23 protein-coding genes and 2 pseudogenes are annotated in these 21,662 nt (G+C 43.0%); 5 read left to right on the forward strand and 20 right to left on the reverse strand.

Annotation, left to right across the window (positions count from 1 at the left end):
• Position 1: 1 nt before the first annotated feature.
• From ID12_RS03780 to ID12_RS03825, 10 genes are all read right to left on the reverse strand, one after another.
• Positions 2–1,015: a FecCD family ABC transporter permease gene (locus ID12_RS03780; protein ID WP_035389923.1), complete on the reverse strand. Its 1,014-nt coding sequence runs from the start codon at positions 1,013–1,015 to the stop codon at positions 2–4.
• Positions 1,012–1,950, reverse strand: coding sequence for an ABC transporter substrate-binding protein (locus ID12_RS03785; RefSeq protein ID WP_035389925.1), 939 nt, complete (start codon positions 1,948–1,950; stop codon positions 1,012–1,014). The genes ID12_RS03780 and ID12_RS03785 overlap by 4 nt, the downstream gene beginning before the upstream one ends.
• An 18-nt stretch (positions 1,951–1,968) precedes the next feature.
• Positions 1,969–2,718 (reverse strand): class B sortase, encoded by a 750-nt coding sequence (gene srtB / locus ID12_RS03790; protein ID WP_008345589.1) that lies wholly within the window; start codon positions 2,716–2,718, stop codon positions 1,969–1,971.
• A 26-nt stretch (positions 2,719–2,744) separates the two neighbouring features.
• Positions 2,745–3,515, reverse strand: coding sequence for an ABC transporter ATP-binding protein (locus ID12_RS03795; protein ID WP_008345591.1), 771 nt, complete (start codon positions 3,513–3,515; stop codon positions 2,745–2,747).
• Positions 3,502–4,488 (reverse strand): FecCD family ABC transporter permease, encoded by a 987-nt coding sequence (locus ID12_RS03800; RefSeq protein WP_050826742.1) that lies wholly within the window; start codon positions 4,486–4,488, stop codon positions 3,502–3,504. The genes ID12_RS03795 and ID12_RS03800 overlap by 14 nt, the downstream gene beginning before the upstream one ends.
• Before the next feature lie 33 nt (positions 4,489–4,521).
• A complete protein-coding gene (isdE, locus tag ID12_RS03805; protein ID WP_008345594.1) occupies positions 4,522–5,409 on the reverse strand; it encodes a heme ABC transporter substrate-binding protein IsdE in 888 nt (295 codons plus the stop codon).
• Positions 5,410–5,486: 77 nt separating this feature from the next.
• The gene (locus ID12_RS03810) at positions 5,487–7,295 is read right to left on the reverse strand and encodes an NEAT domain-containing protein (RefSeq protein WP_008345597.1); all 1,809 of its coding nucleotides are present in this window, start codon (positions 7,293–7,295) and stop codon (positions 5,487–5,489) included.
• Positions 7,296–7,314: 19 nt separating this feature from the next.
• Positions 7,315–7,971: a heme uptake protein IsdC gene (isdC, locus tag ID12_RS03815; RefSeq protein WP_035702537.1), complete on the reverse strand. Its 657-nt coding sequence runs from the start codon at positions 7,969–7,971 to the stop codon at positions 7,315–7,317.
• 20 nt (positions 7,972–7,991) lie between these two features.
• Positions 7,992–8,450, reverse strand: a complete 459-nt coding sequence (locus ID12_RS03820; protein ID WP_008345600.1) for an NEAT domain-containing protein — start codon at positions 8,448–8,450, stop codon at positions 7,992–7,994.
• Between the two features lie 371 nt (positions 8,451–8,821).
• Positions 8,822–9,154, reverse strand: coding sequence for a winged helix-turn-helix transcriptional regulator (locus ID12_RS03825; RefSeq protein ID WP_007497926.1), 333 nt, complete (start codon positions 9,152–9,154; stop codon positions 8,822–8,824).
• A gap of 179 nt (positions 9,155–9,333) precedes the next feature.
• On the opposite strand from ID12_RS03825, the gene ID12_RS03830 reads away from it, so the two are divergent.
• The 4 genes from ID12_RS03830 (at position 9,334) to fosM (ending at position 12,531) form a co-directional block, all read left to right on the forward strand.
• Entirely contained in the window at positions 9,334–10,227 is an 894-nt protein-coding gene (locus tag ID12_RS03830) for a VOC family protein (RefSeq protein WP_041091551.1), read from the forward strand.
• Positions 10,205–10,966, forward strand: a complete 762-nt coding sequence (locus ID12_RS03835; RefSeq protein ID WP_008345606.1) for a GTP cyclohydrolase II — start codon at positions 10,205–10,207, stop codon at positions 10,964–10,966. Before ID12_RS03830 ends, ID12_RS03835 begins: the two co-directional genes overlap by 23 nt.
• Positions 10,953–12,044 (forward strand): bifunctional diaminohydroxyphosphoribosylaminopyrimidine deaminase/5-amino-6-(5-phosphoribosylamino)uracil reductase RibD, encoded by a 1,092-nt coding sequence (gene ribD / locus ID12_RS03840; protein WP_007497931.1) that lies wholly within the window; start codon positions 10,953–10,955, stop codon positions 12,042–12,044. Before ID12_RS03835 ends, ribD begins: the two co-directional genes overlap by 14 nt.
• 64 nt (positions 12,045–12,108) lie before the next feature.
• Complete coding sequence (gene fosM / locus ID12_RS03845; RefSeq protein ID WP_035389942.1) at positions 12,109–12,531, forward strand: FosM family fosfomycin resistance protein; 423 nt, start codon at positions 12,109–12,111, stop codon at positions 12,529–12,531.
• 966 nt (positions 12,532–13,497) lie between these two features.
• On the opposite strand, the gene ID12_RS03850 is transcribed toward fosM, so the two are convergent.
• The 8 genes and pseudogenes from ID12_RS03850 to ID12_RS03885 form a co-directional block, all read right to left on the reverse strand.
• Positions 13,498–14,352 carry a polysaccharide deacetylase family protein gene (locus tag ID12_RS03850; RefSeq protein WP_035389944.1) on the reverse strand — a complete coding sequence of 285 codons (855 nt, stop codon included), beginning with the start codon at positions 14,350–14,352 and terminating at the stop codon, positions 13,498–13,500.
• A 65-nt stretch (positions 14,353–14,417) separates the two neighbouring features.
• Entirely contained in the window at positions 14,418–14,747 is a 330-nt protein-coding gene (locus ID12_RS03855; RefSeq protein ID WP_008345614.1) for a PTS sugar transporter subunit IIA, read from the reverse strand.
• A 19-nt stretch (positions 14,748–14,766) separates the two neighbouring features.
• On the reverse strand, positions 14,767–15,090 hold the full coding sequence (locus ID12_RS03860; protein WP_008345616.1) for a PTS sugar transporter subunit IIB: 324 nt from the start codon (positions 15,088–15,090) through the stop codon (positions 14,767–14,769).
• A gap of 12 nt (positions 15,091–15,102) precedes the next feature.
• On the reverse strand, positions 15,103–16,536 hold the full coding sequence (locus ID12_RS03865; RefSeq protein WP_050826743.1) for a glycoside hydrolase family 1 protein: 1,434 nt from the start codon (positions 16,534–16,536) through the stop codon (positions 15,103–15,105).
• A pseudogene (locus ID12_RS19460) lies at positions 16,533–16,718 on the reverse strand (mannonate dehydratase); the annotation flags it as partial. The pseudogene ID12_RS19460 and the gene ID12_RS03865, both read right to left, overlap by 4 nt.
• A gap of 29 nt (positions 16,719–16,747) precedes the next feature.
• Positions 16,748–16,909: pseudogene (locus tag ID12_RS19465) on the reverse strand (mannonate dehydratase); the annotation flags it as partial.
• A gap of 15 nt (positions 16,910–16,924) precedes the next feature.
• Entirely contained in the window at positions 16,925–18,235 is a 1,311-nt protein-coding gene (locus ID12_RS03880; protein ID WP_025208221.1) for a PTS sugar transporter subunit IIC, read from the reverse strand.
• Between the two features lie 88 nt (positions 18,236–18,323).
• Positions 18,324–20,282, reverse strand: coding sequence for a BglG family transcription antiterminator (locus tag ID12_RS03885; RefSeq protein WP_050826744.1), 1,959 nt, complete (start codon positions 20,280–20,282; stop codon positions 18,324–18,326).
• A gap of 137 nt (positions 20,283–20,419) precedes the next feature.
• Between ID12_RS03885 and ID12_RS03890 the strand changes: the two genes are divergently transcribed.
• On the forward strand, positions 20,420–20,617 hold the full coding sequence (locus ID12_RS03890) for a hypothetical protein (RefSeq protein ID WP_008345626.1): 198 nt from the start codon (positions 20,420–20,422) through the stop codon (positions 20,615–20,617).
• Between the two features lie 46 nt (positions 20,618–20,663).
• Here ID12_RS03890 and ID12_RS03895 read toward each other — a convergent pair whose 3' ends face one another.
• Together ID12_RS03895 and ID12_RS03900 are read right to left on the reverse strand one after the other, a co-directional pair.
• Positions 20,664–21,089: a DUF5082 family protein gene (locus ID12_RS03895; RefSeq protein WP_019743647.1), complete on the reverse strand. Its 426-nt coding sequence runs from the start codon at positions 21,087–21,089 to the stop codon at positions 20,664–20,666.
• Positions 21,090–21,373: 284 nt separating this feature from the next.
• A complete protein-coding gene (locus ID12_RS03900) occupies positions 21,374–21,640 on the reverse strand; it encodes a YwqI/YxiC family protein (RefSeq protein WP_008345634.1) in 267 nt (88 codons plus the stop codon).
• Positions 21,641–21,662 lie beyond the last annotated feature (22 nt).

Consider the following 21,662-nt stretch of genomic DNA (forward strand, 5'->3'; position numbering starts at 1 on the left):
CTTAACCCCTCCCTTTCTTTTTTAATAAATAGAGGAAGAAAGGTGCACCGATGCAGGCAAGCAAGATCCCTACAGGCAATTCAACCGGTGTAAACCAGACCCGTGCCGCTGTATCGGCAAAGACCACAAGCACGCCCCCTCCAAGCATTGAAATCGGTAGCAAATACCGGTAATCATCTCCGATTAAAAGACGGATAAAATGGGGTACAACAAGCCCGACAAAACCGATTAAACCGCTGACACTGACAGCCGCTCCAGCTAAAAGAGCGGCCAGCGCAATGAGAAAAAATCGAGTCCTCTCTACTCGAAGGCCTAATAGCTGAGCCGATTCATCGCCAAGCAAAAGGAGATTGGACGGTTTAATGGCGAAAAAACAAAGACATAATCCAGCCAGCGCATATGGCGACACGAAGCTAAGATGATGCCAGCTCCGTCCGTTTAATCCCCCTGATAGAAAAGGCAAAACAGCCTGCACACGCTCACTGTAAAGCACCATAAACCCATTCATCACCGCACCAAGCAAGGCATTGACGGCAACACCTGCCAAGATCAATTTAAGCGGTGAAACCCCTTGATCAAATGACAGCATATACACGACAAGAGCTGCTAATAAGGCGCCCAGAAAAGCGGCTGCCGGAAGCAAATACGTGAATTGCGGAAGAACAATCATGCTGAGTACAGCAGCTAACCCGCCGCCCGCAGTCACACCAATGATCCCAGGGTCAGCCAGTGGATTTCGGACAACTCCTTGTAAAATCGCTCCTGATGCTGCGAGACAGGCCCCAACGAGAAAACCAATGAGCACACGCGGAAACCGTAAATCCATGACAATTTTTTCATGAACAGGCAGACCTGATCCCGTGAACACAGCCATTAAATCCGGTAGCGACAATTGGACAGAACCTACCGCAAGTCCTAGACAGACGCCCACACATAAAGAGAGAAACAATCCTGGTAACAGCCATTTTCGTCTTGACTGCCTTTTTTGAAAATCTAGTTCTGCATTCATCTTCATGATGACAATCGCTTCAATTTCTTCTCTAATTCATCGATCGCTCTGATGACTTCTGCGCCTGGATTTGTCCCAAATAGGTCACTTGGTAGAATCTCAACGTGTCCATTTTTGACAGCTGATACATCGTGCCACGCCGCATTTTGCTTCATTTCACTCATAAAGCCTGCTTTGACATCTTCAGGATTGCTGTGTGTCATCAGCAAAATGAGATCTGGATCGGCCTCGATTACCTTTTCTGCATTGATTTGTGCATATTGCGGAAACTTTTCGAGTGCTGGTTCATTTTCAGCAATATTCGCCCCACCAGCGATCCGCAGCAGATCACCGCTTAAAGATTGCGGAAGTGCCGCCATATATGTGCCGGGTGCACCATACACAACGAGCGTCTTTACTTTTTTCTCAGGCTGCTTCACTTGCTTGATCCGCTGATCGATTTGAGCATTGAGCGCTTTGGCCTTTTGCTGCTTTCCAAGTAAATCACCAAATAAAGTAACTTGACGCTGGATATCCTTCACTGAGTTGGCACTTGTCAAAAGAAGCTGTGAACCAATTCCTTCTATAGTAGAGATATCCTTGCTGTTTAATGATTCATTCCCAAGCACCACATCGGGCTTTAAACTCGTGATCAGCTCGACATCAAATTGATGGGTTGTGCCAATTGATTGTACGGACTTTGCCTTTTGTAGATTGTCTGGCAATTCGGCAGTTGGCCGGCCGACAACCTGACCACCTAGAGCATAAATGATGCTCATGTCGCCAGTTGACAACGAGACGATCCGTTCAGGTGATTCATGAAACGATAATGTTCTGCCGGCAAAATCCTGAATGTTGAGCGCACCTTGCTTGCTCTCATTCTCGACAGGCGCCGCCTGGCTGCATCCGCCGAGGAGAAGCACGGCGACGAGTCCTGCCCAAATCACATGTAAACATTTCAACCGTCTGTCTCTCCTTTTCTAGTAAACTTTCTTTAGCTTCGCCTGTACCACGAGACGCTTGTTTTTAGGTGCCAGCACATGATCACAGGTCGATAATGTGAGAATCAAGTCATCTGTGGATACGTCTGTTTTCGTTTGATAGATGGACTTCTTACGCACAGCTTGCAAGTAGTGCGCATATTCACCAAGATCCTGAAAATCAGTCTGAATATAATCAAAGTCGACTGTCGTCTCATACACAGCAAAAATCTCTGCTTCATAGCTTTGGTACAGCGTATCGTACTGAAATGTGCGATGATCTTGGAAGAAATCTTTTTTCAAATAGTTTGTGAGACCAGCAAACATAGACCCATCCCTCATCCGATGACCGTACACCACTGTATTGGGACTTTCATGCAAGACGTCATTACGATAATCCATAAAGATACTGCCTGCCCGTGTGTCATCCTTTACATAATTACGAGTTAAATAGAATGCATTATCGTTTGACTGAACAATTGGATACTGAATCATCGTGTCCTTCATATCAATCCAACCGACAATGTCTTGATTCACCTTTCGCAAATCATCAAATGACTGACGGATTTCTCCAGGTTTTCGCTGTTTCATTCCATCCTCGTGTGTGTAAAGTGTCTGAGCCTTTGCAAGCACCTGACGATTTTGATAATTGCCAAAGAGCTCCAAGCCAATGGCAGTACCGCTATATAGAAAAACACCTAAACAGACGATCGTCAGCATTCGCTGCCCGATCCTTTTCCCTCGTTTCACACTGTCTCACCTGCTTTTTGCACAACTTATATGCCTACAGGCACGATATACATCCCTGTTTCTGCATCCTGCTTAATTGTGACGGACACATGATAAATGTGCCGCACCATCTCTTCTGTTAACACATCATTTGGCCGTCCTTCGCGGATAATTTGTCCATCTTTCATGGCGATGATGACATCACTATAGCGAATCGCCTGATTCATATCGTGCAGGACCATCACGATGGTTAATCCATGCTCGACATTGAGCTCTCGAATGAGCTCCAGAATGTCAAATTGATAATACATATCCAAATAAGTCGTCGGTTCATCTAAGAAAAGGATCGGTGTTTTTTGCGCTAAAGCCATCGCAATCCATACACGCTGCCGTTCTCCGCCTGACAATGAGGCGAGAGGCACCTTTCGCTTATCCGTCAGCTTTGTACAGGACAGTGCCCACTCGATTGCTTTCTCATCCTCTTCCTTGTCACTGCCGCGCATCGTCTGATAGGGCGTTCTCCCAAATGCCACGACTCGTTCGATCGTTAAATCGAGCGGCGCTTCATTTTGCTGATGTACGACTGCCAGCTTTCTCGCGAGTTCCCTTGGCTTGAACGCATTCAGTTCTTGCCCATCTAAATGAATCTGTCCTTTATGTGGACAATGGTTATGTGCCATCAAGGAAAGCAGTGTGGATTTGCCCGAGCCATTTGGACCGATAATGGTCGTAATTTTCCCTTTTTCGATGTGCGTGGTGACCGATTGAACAATATCCCTCTGCCGATCATAGGAAAACGACACCTCACGAATGTCCATGAAGACGATCACCCCTTCTTAATAAAAAGATCAGAAACGGCCCGCCAATGACAGCCATGATTGTAGAAGCAGGGATTTCATTTGGAGCCACAAGCGTTCTGCCGAGCGTATCAGCCGTCAAAATGAGCAAGGCCCCGCTTAACGCAGAAAATGGAATCAGTACTCGGTGGTCCGAGCCGACAAGCCTTCTAGAGATATGTGGAATGAGCAAGCCGACAAAGGCAATCACGCCCGCTACCGCAGCAGTCACCGCTGCTAATAACACCGCCGTGATTGAAATCAAAAGGCGCATTCTGGTCACACGCAATCCTAAGTTTTTCGCCGTCTTATCTTGAAGGGCAAGCAAGTTACACCATCTGCTAAAGAAAAGCGCAACCACAAGCCCAATGGCGCCATAGACACCGATTAAACGGACATCTCCCCACGTTTTCATCGTCAGATTCGACTGTCCCGACTGATTAATAGTGATATTGAAATAGCTGCAAATGGTCACAAACGCTTCTGCCATCCCTGTAAACATGGCATTGATGGCGATCCCCACCAGAATCATTCGAATCGGGCTTAAGCCGCCTTTCCAAGACAAGACGTATACGAGGAAGCAGGCAATTGCCCCGCCTAAAACTGAAAATAAAGGAGAGTAGAAATAAAATTGAGGAAGCGCTGTAATTGCCATTAAAGAAAAGAAGCTAGCTCCCGATGAAATACCAATAACACCGGCATCTGCTAATGGATTCCTCATCACAGACTGCAAGAGGACACCGGAGACAGATAAAGCCGCCCCTGTAAACATCGCAATGAGCATGCGGGGGATTCTTAAATCTTTAATGATTTCTACCTGTGCATGTTGACCGGTCATAAGCCCTTCCAATAATTCAATCGGTGTAACATGAATGCTCCCCGTAATGGCGGAATAAATAAATACGCCGGCTAGTAAGAGACTGACTATCAGAAATAAAATCCCTGTTTTTTTCATCTTGAACGTCCTTTTATCATTAAGATTCGCCGCTTATGACGGGTACAACATACGAGTTAATTCATCTAATGCCTCTGCTGCCTTTAAGTTGCCTGTTGTCCCGAATAAGCTTTCTTCGAGGTCGTACACCCGGTCTTGTTTGACCGCATTAAAATGTTTCCAAATATCATTTGTTTTAAATTCTTGATCAAACATTTTGACGACTTCATCCGGCATCCCATGTGCGGCTCGGAGAATGATATCTGGATTGGCTTTTTGTAAATACTCCGTATTGGATGCCAAATACTCCATTTTCTCACCTTTTACGATGTTCTTTCCTCCTGCAATACGCACAAGATCACCGATATACGAATTCTCTGTTGCCACTAAATAACTGCCTGGTACACCAAGCAAAATGAGAACGGATGGCTTCGTCTTTCCCTTCGTTCTCTCTTGTATGTCTTTCTTTTTTTGTTCAAAATCATCCACAATGCGTTTCGCTTGTGTCTTTCTATCATATTTTTCTCCAAGCTTTGTGATGGCGTTCTCCATCTTGTCCAGGCTCTCAAGGTTGAGGTATGTCGCAGGGACAGAAGCTTGTTGAAAAGGCGTTTCTAAATCATATTGAAGAGTCGTGACAGACAGGACATCTGTCGGTTGAAGTGATTGGATGATTTCCATGTCCGGGCTCATTGGGTTACCGACTGCTGGGAGTCCTTTGTATCGAGCCGGCAAGGATTTTTGACTTGTTGGCACCCCGACAAGATCCACCTCTAGCGCATCCATGATCTCAGCAGCAGCTACAGTCGTTGCCACAATGCGGGCACTTGATGCTGCATTTTTTTTGCCTTTCGCTGAGCTTTCAGCTGATTGTGAGCAGCCTGCTAAGAAGACGCACACACATAGAGCCGTGATCAGGGTACATAACATTCGATGCTTCAAAAAACAGAAGCCTCCTTTCGAAAAAAAGGAAGTGGATGCGCCGAGATGAATGGCGCACCTCACTTAAAATAGATTCTTTATCTTGTACGAGTTTGATACTTTCTGACGAGCACGAATAGTGATCCGCCGAATAAAAGAATGTACACCCAAAGAAGTGAAGTATCTCCTGTTTTTGGGTTCAACTGACCTGTCTCAGACTTGGTTTGGTCATCTGATGGCGTAAAGGTCATCTGCTCTGCGCCCGTTTCCTCTGGTGCGAGATTCGCAAGCTGGTTTGGTTGAGAATCGTGATCATTCGGATTTTTCACAAAGCCGATGCTCTCATCGTCTCCGATCACCGTCGCAATTCCGCTTCCTTCACCACTTGCGATACCTTTCGTATCATAGACAAGTTTGACATCGTACTGCTCATGATAATTGGCAGCTGGAATGTCAATTTTCACGCGTGCTGCCTGATCACTACTCAAACTTTTTGCTTCATATTGAATCACTCGTGTATCTGCTTTTTGATCAGCCTTTGCAACTAGCGTCTCTTCAAATTTACCGCCGGTTCCTACTTGGAACGACGTGATGGCTGAGCTGTTCTTCACAGTGTATGAAACGAAATGGCGGCCATTTTTCACCACCAATGTCGCAGGGCTCACGACGTAATCGTTCATGCGAGAAAGCTCATCTTTGTCTGCTTTCTTCATTGAAAAAGGAAGCTTGTACACTCCGTCTTTTAGCTGAACTGTCTCTTGATTCGTTCCGCCGTTCGTTGTGTCTGGTGCTGGTTTATTTGGTTTTGGTGTTTCTGGTGTAGCCGGGGTTTCTTCCTCTATTTGACCGTCCTTCAGTGGAACGATACTTTTTGAATCAAATTGAAAACGAATATCGTACGTTTGATCATAGTGAGCGGCTGCTACTACAATGTGTACTTTTCCGTTAACTGCTTTTTTCAGATCAGACACTTCAAATGAAACCACTCTTGTGTTCTTTGCTTGATCTGTGCTCACGTTTTTCACTTCTTGATAAGAACCGTTTCTCTCTATTTTCAAAGAATCAACTGACGTATGATCCTTCACCGTAAAGGAAACGGTTTGCGTTCCATTTTTAACGGTTAACGATGCTGGATGTGAGAAGTATTGGCTCATCCGAGATGCCTCATCCTCATCGCCCTTCAGCACACTGTAGTTGATACGATACACACCATCTTTTAATTGGTTCTGCGTCGAATCAACTGGTGTTGTGCCGTTTTGATCATCTGGCTTTGTTTCGCTGTCGCCTGGCGTCGTGCCACTTTGATCATCCGGCTTTGTTTCGCTGTCGCCTGGCGTCGTACCATTTTGATCATCCGGCTTTGTTTCGCTGTCGCCTGGCGTCGTACCATTTTGATCATCTGGTGTTGTTTCGCTATCGTCTGGCTTCGCAGGCGTGACAAGTGTGAGACTGCTCTGATCGAAAGCGAGCTGTACGTCATACGCCTCATCATAAATAAAGCCGCCTAAGTCCCAGTAAATTTTGACCCAGCCATTTAATTTGGCTGATACATCGGCTACATCAAATTTGATTACACGCGTATTTGCTGTCTCATCTTCACTGACCGTTTCAGTGGTGACGAGAGAGCCATTTTGTTCGACCTTGAAATCTGTGATTTCTTTGCTTTGCTTCAGCGTAAGATAGGCAGTCGTCTTGCCATTTTCGATGATGAGCTTAGCTGGCTTTTCTGTATACGTATCCATCATGGATGCTTCAGTGCTGCCATTTTTTAAAATGGTGAATCCGGCCGTATATTCACCATCAGCCAATGATGCCGCCTGAGCCGTTCCTTGAGGCAGCTGAAACGCAGTCAACAAACTGAATAAAACGAGCAGAATAGCTGTCTGTAGATGAAAAAGACGTTTCAAAAGATGACACTTCCTTCCGTTAATGCTTGATGATCCACTTTCTCGCTAAAAACCCGCCTGAACATAAGACAAGCACAAGGAGCCATCCCATCTGGCTTGTATCACCAGTTTGAGGATTTTCTTCTTGTTTTGTTTTGGTGGATGAATCAGTTGTTTTGGTTGTTTCTTTTGATGATTCTTGATGTTTTGCTGCACCTGCTGTTTCTTTTGAACTGTCAGAAGAAAGTGACTTGATGCTGCTTTCATCGAATTTCAGCTGGATGGTATAGTCGTGATCATAATCAGCCGATTTGACTGTGACATGGATTTTTGACTTGATTGGTTTAGACAAACTCTGTGCTTGGAATTGAACAAGCCTTGTATTGGCTTTCTTATTCGTTGATAGAACCGTCGTATCGACATAGCCACCATTTCCCGGCACTTTAAATTCCGTTACCCAGCTGCTGTTTTTAATGGTCATTTGCACAGTCAGCTTGCCATTTTTCACGATCACTTTTGCCGGCTTCAGCCAGTAATCATTTGCCATCGAAACGGCAGTTCCTTCGGCCTTCATCACAGTGTAATTGACGGAGTATGTACCATCATTTAATGAGGCAGCCTGTGCATTTGAAAAAGGCAGTATAAGTGCCAGCAATAATGCAGCCACAAAGGCTGGCATCCTGATCCATTTTTTCATCAGATGAATTTCCTCCCTTTTTATTGAACAGTTGCTGCATCAAACTTGACGCGAATATCGTAATTGCCTGTATATCCAATGACCGGTACTGTCACACTCACTTTAGCTGGTACAACATCTGTCAGGCTGTTGACATTGAACTCTACCGTTCTCTTATTGACAGCTGTGTTTGTACTGATCACCTTCGCATCTTTGTAGACACCTTGATCCAATGTTTTAAAGCTTGTAATCCAAGAGCTGTTCGTTAACGTGACTTGCGCTTTGATTTTTCCGTCCTTCACAACAAGCTTAGCTGGTTTTTCAAAATACGTATTTGCTGTTGACGTTGAATCACTGTCTGCTTTCCATACCACATATTGTGCTGAATATTGACCATCTGCTAAGCCTGCTGCTGAGGCAGAGCTAACCGGGGCTAGAGCAAACAATAGAACAAAGCTAAAGAATAATAAGACGTGTGATGCTGAACGAAGTGATTTCATATTTATCCTCCTAATTGATATTGATAATTATTCTCAATAGATAATAAAAAAAATAACCTTTATCAGCGTATGAATCACGCTCATAAATGATTATGATAATCATTATCAATTGAGTTTAAAAAATAAATCTTTGCTTTCGACAAGTCAAAGATGTCTGCTGCTACATGATGTAGTGATACACGGTTTAGGTAATCTGTCCCATTCATGATACCATGGCATAACCTCCCCCATTCCATTACAGGGAAAAGAACCCTCTTCTCCTTGATATTATATGATGAATGAAATTATTGTCAACATCATTTTTCATACTATTGACTTAGATTTCTGGAAAATCACAAAAAAAATCGATCAGGGACACTGATCGAAGTCCATTAAGAAGGGACATGTTCACCCTTTTCACTATTTTTGCGCTCTAAAGACCAAGCATACATTTCCCGTATGACTGGTTCAATTTTCTTTCCTTGTTCTGTTAGTTCATATTCAATCCGCACTGGAATGTCGGGATATACTTTTTTCTCAACAAGACCTTCAGCTTCTAAATCTTTCAGCCTTTCTGATAATAACCGTCCGCTGATGTTCATTTCATTTTCTAGCTGACAAAAACGTTTTGGCCCTGTCAAAAGCTGATTGATGATGAGAATCACCCACTTCTTCCCTAAAATCTCCATGGCATCTGTAATTGGGCAGCCATCTACTTGAGCCATACTTTACTCCCTCCTGCTTTTCTCTACTTTTTTTCATTATAACATAATTAATTACTTGAAATAAGTCACTAACTATTATATAGTTTAGTTACTAAAAGTAACAAGGTAATCATTTTTATCAATTTTCAATAAACCATTGAACATACAGATGCATATAACATGAAGGAGATGACCGAGCTTTGAATACAATAGAGCAAGTAAGATTAGGTGTAACAGAATTACATGTGTCCAGCTTTGAGCGTTCTTTGCCTTTTTATACAGACATTTTAGGTTTTACTTTATTAGAACAGACGGATTCTACTGTCACGCTTGGCAGCAACGCAAAGGAACCAATCCTTGTGCTGAAAGAAGATGTGCAGCTGAAAGAGAAGCCGGATCATGAGCCAGGACTTTATCATTTTGCGGTTTTATTACCTACCAGAAAAAACCTGGGCACATGGCTGGCGCATGTGATCAAAAAAGGCTATCCTTTAATTGGAGCAAGCGATCACTTTTTCAGTGAAGCCATTTATTTAAGTGATCCAGATGGCATCGGCGTTGAGATTTATGCTGATCGTCCTCAGGACATATGGGTAGGTGAGCATGGAGAGCTGAAAGGTGGCGGAAATGCCCCGCTTGATGGAGATGGTCTCCTGCAAGAAGCCGCTGATTCCACCTGGGAAGGACTCCCGGCTGGTACAGTCATGGGACACTTGCATTTCCATCTCAACCCAGAAGAAGCCGATTCCTTTTATGTGAACACGCTCGGTTTTCATATCCGAATGGCTCCCCCAGCCAGCTTATTCGTTGCTGGTGGCATCTATCATCACCACCTTGCCTTTAATGCATGGGGACGAGGGAGAAAAGGAGCCATTGATCCACGTTTTTCAGGAATTAGAAGCTATACACTGGTTTTCCCAAAAGAAGACGATAGAACATCCGTCGTCGAACGTCTGACAAAAGCAGGTGTTCACATGAACACGACAGGAAAAAGCAACGAATTTATTGATCCATTTGGCGTTCTCGTTCGTTTACAGATTGAAGAAACAGACAAAAAAGAAGGTGTAGAATATGGACAAACACACAGAGGTTAAAACAGCCATTTTAAAAGATAAAATCAAACGAGTACAGCAAGAAGACGGATTTATATATATCACTGGACCTATTAAACTGCCAGTGAATTTAGACGGTAGAACGGTCATGTTTAACTGGTATTCATGGTTAAAAGACGATGGGAAAGAACCATTATCAGATGAAGCTTTAATCGAAAGCCTTTCCTCCCGTGAACTTGCAGATCACCAGCAATCAAGCGTCCTTGTTTACGGAGATTTCGAACATGCTGATGAAGCGCTGATCCGCATGCATTCCATCTGCCACACCGGCGATATTTTCGGAAGCAAACGCTGTGATTGTGGGTTCCAATTGAAACAGTCTATGCGAATGATTGAGGACAATGGAGCAGGCGCACTGTTTTATTTAGCCAACCATGAAGGACGCGGGATCGGTCTTTTCAGTAAAGCCATGGCCTACATCTTGCAAGAAAACGGCTACGATACAGTAGAAGCGAACGAAGCACTAGGCTTTGAAGATGATACACGTCAATATGAAGAAGCGATTGCTGTTCTTCAAACATTGCGTACAAAGCCAGTCAGACTGATCACAAATAATCCGAAAAAGACGGATGCTATCAGTCATGCAGGCCTTTCTCTTTCTGGACGGATTCCACTTTGGGGTGATGTCTCTGAGTTCAATGAAAAATACTTGCAGACAAAAATTAACCGCTCAGGCCATATGAAAGCGGATCAAGAGGTGCGTACGATTGCCACATCATGAGCGATATATGAAACTAGCCCTTGAAAATGCTGAAGCAATGAAAGGTCAGACATCTCCCAATCCGCTCGTCGGGGCTGTGATTGTGCGTGAAAATGAAATTGTTGGGGTCGGGGCGCATATGAAGGCCGGCGAACCACATGCAGAAATTCATGCACTTAAAATGGCTGGAGACAAGGCAAAAGGTGCCACGATCTATGTAACACTAGAGCCTTGTTCCCACCATGGCCGCACAGGCCCATGCGCTGAAGCACTTGTGAAAGCTGGCGTAGAAAAAGTTGTCGTTGCTGCACTGGATCCGAACCCGCTTGTTGCCGGGCGCGGGATTGCCATTTTACAAGATGCAGGCATTCAAGTCATCACAGGCGTCATGGAGCAGGAATCCATTCTCATGAATGAAGTGTTCAACCACTTTATTACGAAAAAAACGCCTTTCGTGACACTCAAAGCAGGCATTACGTTAGACGGAAAAATTGCATCTGCTACGTCTGACAGCAAGTGGATTACATCAGAAACGTCCCGTTATGATGCACATCACATTCGCAGTATCAACGATGCGATCTTGGTCGGTGCGCAAACCGTCATTCACGACGATCCTTCATTAACAGCACGCATTCCAAACGGTCATCATCCGATTCGAATTGTCTTAGACTCTAAACTGTCTATCCCGCTGACAGCAAAGGTGGTCACAGATCAGATGGCACCAACATGGATTTTCACAACAAAACAAGCCGATGAAGAAAAACGAGCCGCTTTAGAAGCAGCTGGCGTCAGTGTCATCATGACGGATAGCGATATCCGGGTGCCCTTACAAGAAGTACTTCAAGTGCTCGGAGAAAGAAATGTCTCCTCCCTGATGATTGAAGGCGGCGGACAAATCAATGCCTCATTTTTGGAGCAGCAGCTTGTCGATAAACTCGTCATCTACATGGCACCTAAGCTCATTGGCGGACGACTCTCTCCTTCTTTTTTCGGAGGCGAAGGCATACGCCTCATGAGTGATGCAATTGAACTGGATCAACTCTCTCTTGAACCACTTGGAAAAGATATAAAGATAACGGGTTATCCTGTTTATCAATAAACAACAAAGCTTGTAGATTGAGTCTGCAAGCTTTTTTCTCATCATTGAATTTGAGGTGATTAAATTGAACATCAAAGGAATAAACCATTTATTATTTTCTGTTTCTGATTTAGAGACATCTATTGATTTTTACACAAAGGTCTTTAATGCCAAATTGTTAACAAAGGGCAGAACGACAGCTTACTTTGATTTGAACGGCCTGTGGCTTGCCCTCAATGTAGAAAAAGACATTCCTCGTCAAGACATCCATCACTCTTACACACACATCGCTTTTTCTATTGATGAGGAGGATGTAGATCCAATGCATAACAAACTAAAAGATTTGAACGTCAACATCTTACCAAGCCGGCCAAGAGACGAAAGAGATCAGAAGTCGATTTATTTCACAGACCCTGATGGACATAAATTTGAATTTCATACAGGAACCTTGAAAGATCGATTGGATTATTACAAACTAGAGAAAACACATATGGAGTTTTATGAATGAAACGCAAAGAAAAACAGAGAGGAAACAACAAGGTGCTATTCGTCATTAAATAGGAAAGATGGTAAAATATACATAGAAACGTGTTGCAAACGATAGTCCTCCCCCCTTCCATACTAAAGGTGTTTTTATGCCTAGAAAGGAGGGGTCAGTTTGAGAACAAAACTTGTGCGTTCACGCGTTGAGAGACGCAAAAACAAAAAGAAAAAAGCTTGTACCTGTAAGTACAAGCTTTGGTTCCTTATCTTAAATTCAATCCGAACTCTAGTCCAGTTCATCATATGGATTTTAGATAAGAGAACGTTCTGAATGAACCCTTAAGATGATAATGAAAAATAAAGCGGCACCTTCATTACCCCTAGTCAAGGTAATGCTGGTTCTATCTCGTTTCTGTTTTTTGGAGGGCTGCTTTATTTTTTCATATTATTTCAGTTTATTCCTCACATTTTAAATTTATACATAGAAAAAGCACACGGTAGTCAGCCGAGTGCCCAAATTAAATTTCTTTTCAGTTGTATGGTGAACGTTCAAGAAATTCACCTTGAAGCTCTCGTGCTTCAGTTTGAAAACTAGTTCAACTTAGTCCGAGTTGAACAAAAAACTTGTGCAACAATATGTTACCATAAGTAACAATTTGTTACCATAGTTAAGCTTATTTTTTAATCTTACTTATTCATTTCAAATGCAGAATTTTCATTATTTCAAATAAATTATACAGCTTTTTGTTATGCAATGAATCAAATAAACTGAACAACACTCAAAATAACTTTCAAGTATAATAACCTGTACTTTTCTTCTAAGCCCTCCTACTTTCTATTGGCAACTGTAAGACCTTATTTAGTTAAATAAAAAAGAATCAGTATATAAAAACTGATTCTTTCTGCATACATTTATCTCAAACAAATCGTATTTAATCCACGAAACGTGTCGTAAAATGTTTCATGTGAAACATCTGTGATCTAATATTGATCAATTTCCCTCTATCAGTCTGCCAAAGCTTTCGGGTGAAAGTCCCGGTGAAATGCGCAGGCGGTGTAAGGACATCATACCTTGTTCTTTCTTCGCATGTCCTGGTTCAGTGGTTACAGCCATTTCATATCCTGCTTCCTTCGCCAACTTCAGCGTGTCTTCGTTATAGCGACCGACCGGATAGCTGACCATGATCGTTTGTTGAGAAAACCGCTGGTCAAAGAATACCTTCGATCCTTTTAATTCTTCTTCCTGCTGCTTCTGTGTTAAACGATTGAGTTCTAAATGATGAATGGTGTGACTCTCTATTGAAATACCATGCGCCACCATATCATCCATTTGGGCATCGGTTAAATGATGCGGACGGCCGATGGACTGCTCGATCATAAAAATCGTGGCTTTCATTCCATATTCCTTTAAAATCGGAAATGCCTTTGTGTAGTTATCCGTGTATCCATCGTCAAATGTGATAAGAACATACTTTTCACTTGGTGTCGAATTGGTCGAGAGAACTTGATATGCCTCTTTCGGCGACAGCGTGACATAGCCGTTGTCTTTCAGCCATTTCATATGAGCTGCAAATTCGCTCTTTGGCACACGTAAAGAATTACCACTAGAAATGCTGTGATACATCAAGATTGGAAGCGCAACGGGTTCCTTTTGCTGAATCCAGTTTTGTTTGTCTATCTCTGCCGCTTCAATTTGCTGCGTTTCTGTTGTTTCTTTCGTTTGTCCTTGACCCTTTACCTCTTTGATGGCTTGCTGGTTTCCTTCTGTTTGCTGTTTCGTACCCATACAGCCCGAAATGAGCAGCATGACTAAACCAACTGCAAGCCACATACATGTTTTTTTCATTCACCAATCCTGCTTTCTCTTTATCTACCGAATGATTATAACAGAAATTGGTTAATAACTGATATCTATTTTGACAGGGTATTCATTTTTTTACACATTTCGATCATTTCAATGGCAAGCAGATGGATGGTCTCTGTTGTGAGCATTTGGTCTTCTGCATGTATGAGCAGTAAAGAAAAGGGAAGCTGTTCCCCTGCCGCCTCTTTTTGTATCAGTGACAAGTGCAGGTCATGGATGCTTCGAAACGCTTCCTCCCCTTTTTCAATCAACTGCTGCGCTGCTTCAAAGTCATCCGCTCTTGCTAGACGAATGGCTTCTACATAATGGCTTCGTGCCTCACCTGCATGGGCAATGATTTGAAAGGCTGCTCCCTGCATTTCCTCTAATACCGTCATCTGCTTCTCCTCCGATTGCTCAAGATTCATTTGCTAGTTTCAGTGCATGTTCTAGAATTTTTTCTCCATTCGCTGTTCCATATAATCTTACATTTACCACATCGACAGGTATATGATAAGGTGCCGCTGTTTTTTCTGCTGCCTTTCTCATAAAGCTAACTTGCGGCCCTAGCAAAATGACCTTTACATCGTCCCCATGCTCTTCTAATTCGTCCGCAATGGCCCCTTCAGGTATCGCATAAATTTCATAATCCAGCCCTTTTCCTTCTGCGGCTGCCTTCATTTTAGATACCACAATCGACGTTGACATTCCTGCTGCACAAGCGAGAATGATTCGCTTCATATCCCATCACTCCTATTGATAAATAAAATCTGGTTCATCCCTTAATTTCCTCGTTTGGATTAATGTCTTGTACCAGTATCCTGACGCTTTCATCTGACGATTCCGTTCATTCTCCAGCTGGATCTCTACTAATCCGTAGCGATTCTTGAATGCATTCATCGGTGAGACATTATCCGTAAAAGCCCACAGCATATATCCCTTGCAGTTTGAACCTTCTTTTTTCGCTTGAAGGGCTTTTTTCAAATGCTGACTGATAAATGAAATTCGGTACTGATCATCAATGATGCCGTCTTCGTTTTTAAACCGTTCTTCCTGCTCGACCCCCATACCGTTTTCAGCCACAAACCACTCGATATTCCCGTATTCCTCTTTTATTCTCATACCCATATCATAGACAATATTCGGATAGATTTCCCAACCTCTGAATGGATTCATTTTTCTCCCTGGGAGCTCAAATAGATCGTAATAATAAGATGGATGAAACGGTGTATTTTCGTTCCAAGCCTTGCTAGGTGCCTTAACGCGATGCGGATAGTATAAATTAAGACCGACCACATCGACTGTATGATCTTTAATGATCTGAAGCTCTTCTTCCGTTGCATCGAAAAGAATGTCATGCTTTTTCAATACATCAAGCAGTTCTTCTGGATACTCGCCTTTAATGGAGGGATCTAAGAACACTCGATTAAAAAACAAATCATACATGCGGGCAGCTTCTTGATCATGTGACGCAGTCGATCTCGCATACGTCACTTCTGGATTGAGAATGACCCCGATTTTTGCACCGGCTGATTCCTTCAAGCCCATTTCCTGAAACAGCTTCACCACTTTTGCTGTCGCCAAGGCTTTATGATAGTTCCACTGCATCCACTTCTTCGTATTTTGCTCGAAAGGATAACGAATAGCATCTAGATACACACGAGTCTGAACAACAATTGGTTCATTAAAGGTAAACCAATGTTTGACCCGGTCTCCATAGCGTTCAAACACCTTTTCTGCATAGAGAACAAACAGATCGACAACATGTTTAGATGACCAGCCGCCGTACTTTTCAAGTAAAACGGCAGGAAGCTCATAATGCTCTAAGCAAAACATCGGCTCTACACCTGCTTCAAGTAATTCATTGATGAAATCATCAATATAACGAGCATAGGCCTCATCTACAATTCCATTCTCGTAATCTATGAGAAACCTCGACCAATTGATCGATGTCCGGTAATGAGATAACCCAATTTCCTTCATAAGGGCTACATCTTCAGGATAGCGCTCGTAAAAATTCGTTGCTCCCGCTGGTCCGTATCCTTCGTGCCATACGTGATACCCCTCCTTATACCAAAGGTCTATATACGAATCCTGATGCGGTTTCTTCCCTTTCCAACCCTCTGTCTGCCAAGCAGAAGCCGCAGCACCTAGAATAAAGTCATTGGGTATGTCGATTTTGTTCATGTTGCCACCTGACCTTTCTTCGTGTGAATTTGAAGTCCTTCCCACATCCCTTGTAAATACATAGCTCCAAGTGCCCGGTCGTATAATCCATAGCCAGGTCTGCCCGTCTCACCAAAGATCATTCGTCCATGATCTGGCCGGACATAGCCAGCAAATCCTTCCTTAAACAATACGTTCACAATCGCTCCCATTCAAAAGCAAGATCGTGACGTTCGATTTCCGCTTTTAAATGAGCAATACTTTCCTCCGGCCACAGATCACCAGCCGGCACATCATAGACTGCACTGACAATCCCTTTCATGCCGGGAATTTGCCGAATATATGAAAGGGAGACAGGATCTTCTTTGCCATACCATCTAAATTGCATGTTCATTCATGAGCCCTCCTTCTATTCTGAATCAGGTGCTGATTCTGGCTTCCGGTTGGATAAGAGGACAAAAGGTAAATAGATGAAAACAGCGACAACAATACAGATAAGCTGTGTGATGACAGCCCCCATACTGCCAGCGGTAGACAGCCAAGCATTCACAATCGGAGGTGTCGTCCACGGCACCATCACCACCGCTTTCCCCGCAAAACCTGTAGCGGTTGCGATATAACCAATCGTACCTGTCACGAGTGGTGTAACGATAAACGGAATTGCCATCACAGGGTTCAACATGACAGGTAATCCGAAAATAACTGGTTCATTGATGTTAAACAGTCCAGGTCCTGATGAAAGCTTGGCAATGCTCCGCATCTCTTCTCTTCTTCCTGCTATAAAAATGGCGATCAACAGACCAATCGTCACACCCGAACCACCAATGCTCATATACACATCCCAAAATGGCATCGTGATAATATTTGGAATCTCTTTGCCCTCTTGAAATGCTGTCATATTCACTGCAATTGATCCTAATAACAGCGGCTCGCGAATCGGTTTAATCATTTGGTTGCCATGAATACCGATCACCCAGAAAAATTGAGCCACAAACATTAACGTTAAAATACCAGGCAGTCCCTGCACAACACTTTCAAGCGGACGCTGCACGACGTTATACACCGCTTCATGCAAATAAATGCCTGTCACACGATGAAACGCAAATCCGAATGAACTAATGATTGTAATCGTAATAATTGATGGGAAAAGTGAAGAAAAAGATGTCGCCACATTTGATGGAACAGAATCTGGCATCTTAATTTGCAGCCACTTCACCTCGGTAAGCTTACAAAAGATCTCTACAGAGACAATGGCAATGATCATACCCAAAAATAAGCTTTTTGGATCGGAGAATTGCCTCGCCAGCACATCGACAACCTCACGCATTGATCCATCGACTTCAAGAAGAAGTGTCGTCGGAATAACGGATATAAATGAAATCAATGCCATTAATCCTGGGAACAATGATTTGTGTCCATTGATTTTCCCGAGCTCAATCCCGATAAGGAACACAGCCCCGATCGTTAAAAAGTTCAGCGTGGCATAATTGATTGCCTTCATAATTGGCTGAAGCTCTGCTAAAAACCTGAATATCTCAAAATGGGCAAGCCCCGTTTCCGGGCTCATGATCATATTTGCGACCAGTACAGCAAATGCCCCCGTAATGATAATTGGCATTAATGTGACAAATGCTTGCTTAATCGCCATAATATATTTCTGATTTGTAATACGATAAGCGACATGTCCCATGACGTCGGCCGCTCTCTCTTTAAAGCTCATGATCCGTCTCCCCCTTTACAAAAACTCGTGATCATCCTCCTTTTGATGTTATTTTAAAAGCGCTTTCATTAACATCTAATCTTTTTCCTCACAGATGCGGAAATGGGTGTCCTATTTTTTCATCTGGCTGTTCCAACACGTGCAGCGCCGCCGTCAGTTCTTCAAATGAAGCAGCTTTGATGATTTGCTCCACCACTTCCTTCTGCTCTGTCAAACGCACAAGAAATTGATAAAGTGACTGCAATTCTTTCTGATACGTCTTCTGTATACTTAACAAACAGACGACTTGTACCCGCTCTTCTCCCCACAGCACTGGTTTTCTCAACGTACAGATCGCACAAAATGTATCATCTGTTGCCGGTTTGATTGGGTGAGGAATTGCGACCAAATGACCGAACGACGTAGGTGACACTTCCTCTCTTTCCAGCAATAGCTGTTCAAAATCATCCGGGATTCGGTTTTGTTCCTGCAATACATTCACGAAAAATTGAAGAACCTCTTCCCTTGTTTGTAGATCTTGCTGAAAAAAAGTCATCTTCGGACTGATATATCGCAAGACCCCCATTTCTTGTGACCCCTGTACAAATCGTTTCAACCTCAACATATCGTCTTCACTGAGGATCGTATGTACATCAATCACTGGCACAGGTAGTGTGTTCTGAAGAGGGATGGTACTAATGATCAAATCGATACTTCTCAAGTCATACGACAAAAGGTCACTGACACTTGCAGTTCCAGCAATCTCTAGCCTTTCGCTAAAGGCGGCCTTCAGCTTATGAAGAAGAAGCTGACTGCTCGCGACACCCGTTGCGCACACAATCAAGCATTTTTTTCTCACAGTCTGAGTTTTTGTCCGCTCTATGGCAGCACCAATATGCAGCGCCAAATATCCGATTTCATCTTCATGAATCTCTACATTCTCTTTTTCCTTCAGCCATCTTCCCATATAGACACCTGCTTCAAAAGCAATCGGATAATGCCTTTTTATGTCTGATAAATAGGGGTTACGGATGTTCATATCATATCGGAACCGATGAATCGCTGATCTCAGGTGAAGACTTAGTCCTACAATCAATTCCTTGTCTGTCTGAATATTAAGTGACATGTGCTCTTCGACATAACCAAGTAATTGGTGAGTTAAACGGAAATGCTCTTCATCAAGCATGTGAAATAGCGTGTGGCCCGTTTCTCCATACGCCATCATTTTTGCCCCCATTAAATGAATCGCAATATAGGCCATTTCAGATAATGGAAAATCTATACCGAGCACGTGACGCATATCTTCTGCCATTTGCCTCGCCACTTGAAAAGCGGGCTGTGTTTGAATGTCTTTGAGTTCTCCTTCCGGCATCATGACCAATTTTTTCTCTTCAATTCGTTTGCACGCAATGGCGATATGTGTCACTAAGTTGCTTAAACCGATCTCTGACACATGAAGACCGCTTGCCTTTGTACGTGAACGCACCATATCTTGAATCAATTGATACGTTTCTTCAGGTAAAAGGGCAGGGTTCGGATGCTCCTGCTGAAACACATGCTCAGCTAGACAATATCTTAATCTCATTTCATCTCCAGTCAGCCTCAGCCCATATTTAGGTCGGTGTGCAACAGAGAGTCCATGTAAAGAAAATATATGCTTGACTGCTTTCAGGTCATTTTTCACAGTAGATTCACTCACAAATAATTCCTCGGCTAATTCATCTAATTTCATATAGTCTTCAGATAATAAAAGCCTTCTCAATAAATAAGAGATACGATCCTCCGGCTGATTTGGAATGACTTGATTCTTTTTTTCATTTCTTTCTCTCATTGAGTTTTTCAAAAAAGTACGAAATGCTCCATAATCTTCGACAGTCAATGTATACCCTGCTCCACGTTTCATATGAAGTGTTGCCCCATGTGCTTCTAATATTGATTTAAGCGCTTTCATATCTGTTCGAACTGTTCGTGATGTGACCCCTATCAGGCGTGCAATTTCTTCACCTGTCAGCTCCTGCTCTGCCTGCATTAACCGCCTCAACAGCTCCTCCTGACGTAGAGATAACATAGACTCCCCTCCCTTGGTCAATTACTTTTGCCTATCATCATAAACGAAAATAGAACTCTTTGCCCAGTTTTTCTTTCCGGCCGGGAACTTTGTTATGGCTCAAACGTATGAATATGAAACAATAGGAGGGATACATCATGTTTGTGATCATGATCATACTAGCTTCTTTAGGCGCCATTGCCGCCCACATGTTTACACCAAAAGATAAGCGTTCATCTTCTAAGCATTCTGCACATCACAGTTCAACAACCAGTAACTATACTGATTCGTATACACATCACGCTTCTGATGCCTCCTGCGGTGGTGATTCAGGTGGTAGCGGCGGATGTGACTAAACCAAAAAAACAGCCGCTTGTTCAGCCGGCTGTTTCGTTTATTTTATTAAAGAGCTTTCCAGCCCCGTTCAATTAAATGTTTGACATCCTTTGCAAAATCCTCGCCTTTTTCCATCACATCTTGGGCTCTTCCTGCAAAATTACTAGCGACAGCGAGTTCCATTTTTTTTAACTCAAAGTGCATAATTTTTTGGTCTATCTCCGTAATATAGGTTTCATACTCATTGTTCACAATGTCGTGTAGCACGTGATAGGCTTCTTTTCGATGACGGTGAAAGTCCGTTCCTCTCTCACCTTTCCATGACGAATCTAGAGCAGGCTTCTTGATTTCCTTTATGTCAGACTGCGCAAGATCTTGTTCTGTTCGAATATTAATTTTGGCTGTCTTTAACCGAGAGATCATTTCGTCAAATTCTGCACGTTTGTTTTCAATCCCCATATGCAGATGGTGCAGCATCTCGGATAAACTCATGTCATCCACCTCTATTAGACCTCATAAGAAAGCACGGCGTCAGAGTTTTTGAAACCGAGCAGATCATCTGCTTTTTCCAGTCCTGACATTTCTATCGTTCGCTTTCATTAAGTATAGTATAAGGTGAAAAGCCTTAGGCTTAAATAGGGAAAAGGTGTCCTTTTAACATGGTGTTTGGAAGAAAAACGGAATATTCTAAGGTCATAAATCCCGAATTATATATGAGTCTTTACGACTATATTTTACATCGTACTCAGCTACGCTATCAATAAAACGATTGGGGCTTATGATTTTGCCGCTATCGCTTCATCCTGTTCTTTTAGCGTCTTCACATTTGAGCGTGTATCCTGAACGTTTTTGATTAAGGCTTCTTTAAAGCTTGAGACCATTTCGCCCACCTCTGCTTCACGTGCCGTCCATTTGGTCACAAATTCAAGGCTGTTTTCACCAGCTTTATCTGCTGCTTTTTTCATTGTTAAAGCTTCAACTGCTTGGGAGACTTCATCTAGTTTATCCATAACTGTTTGGTAGTTTAACTTAATTTGTCCCATTGTGATATCCTCCAGATTTAGT

Source organism: Bacillus altitudinis (genome assembly GCF_001191605.1).
Classification (GTDB): domain Bacteria; phylum Bacillota; class Bacilli; order Bacillales; family Bacillaceae; genus Bacillus; species Bacillus altitudinis.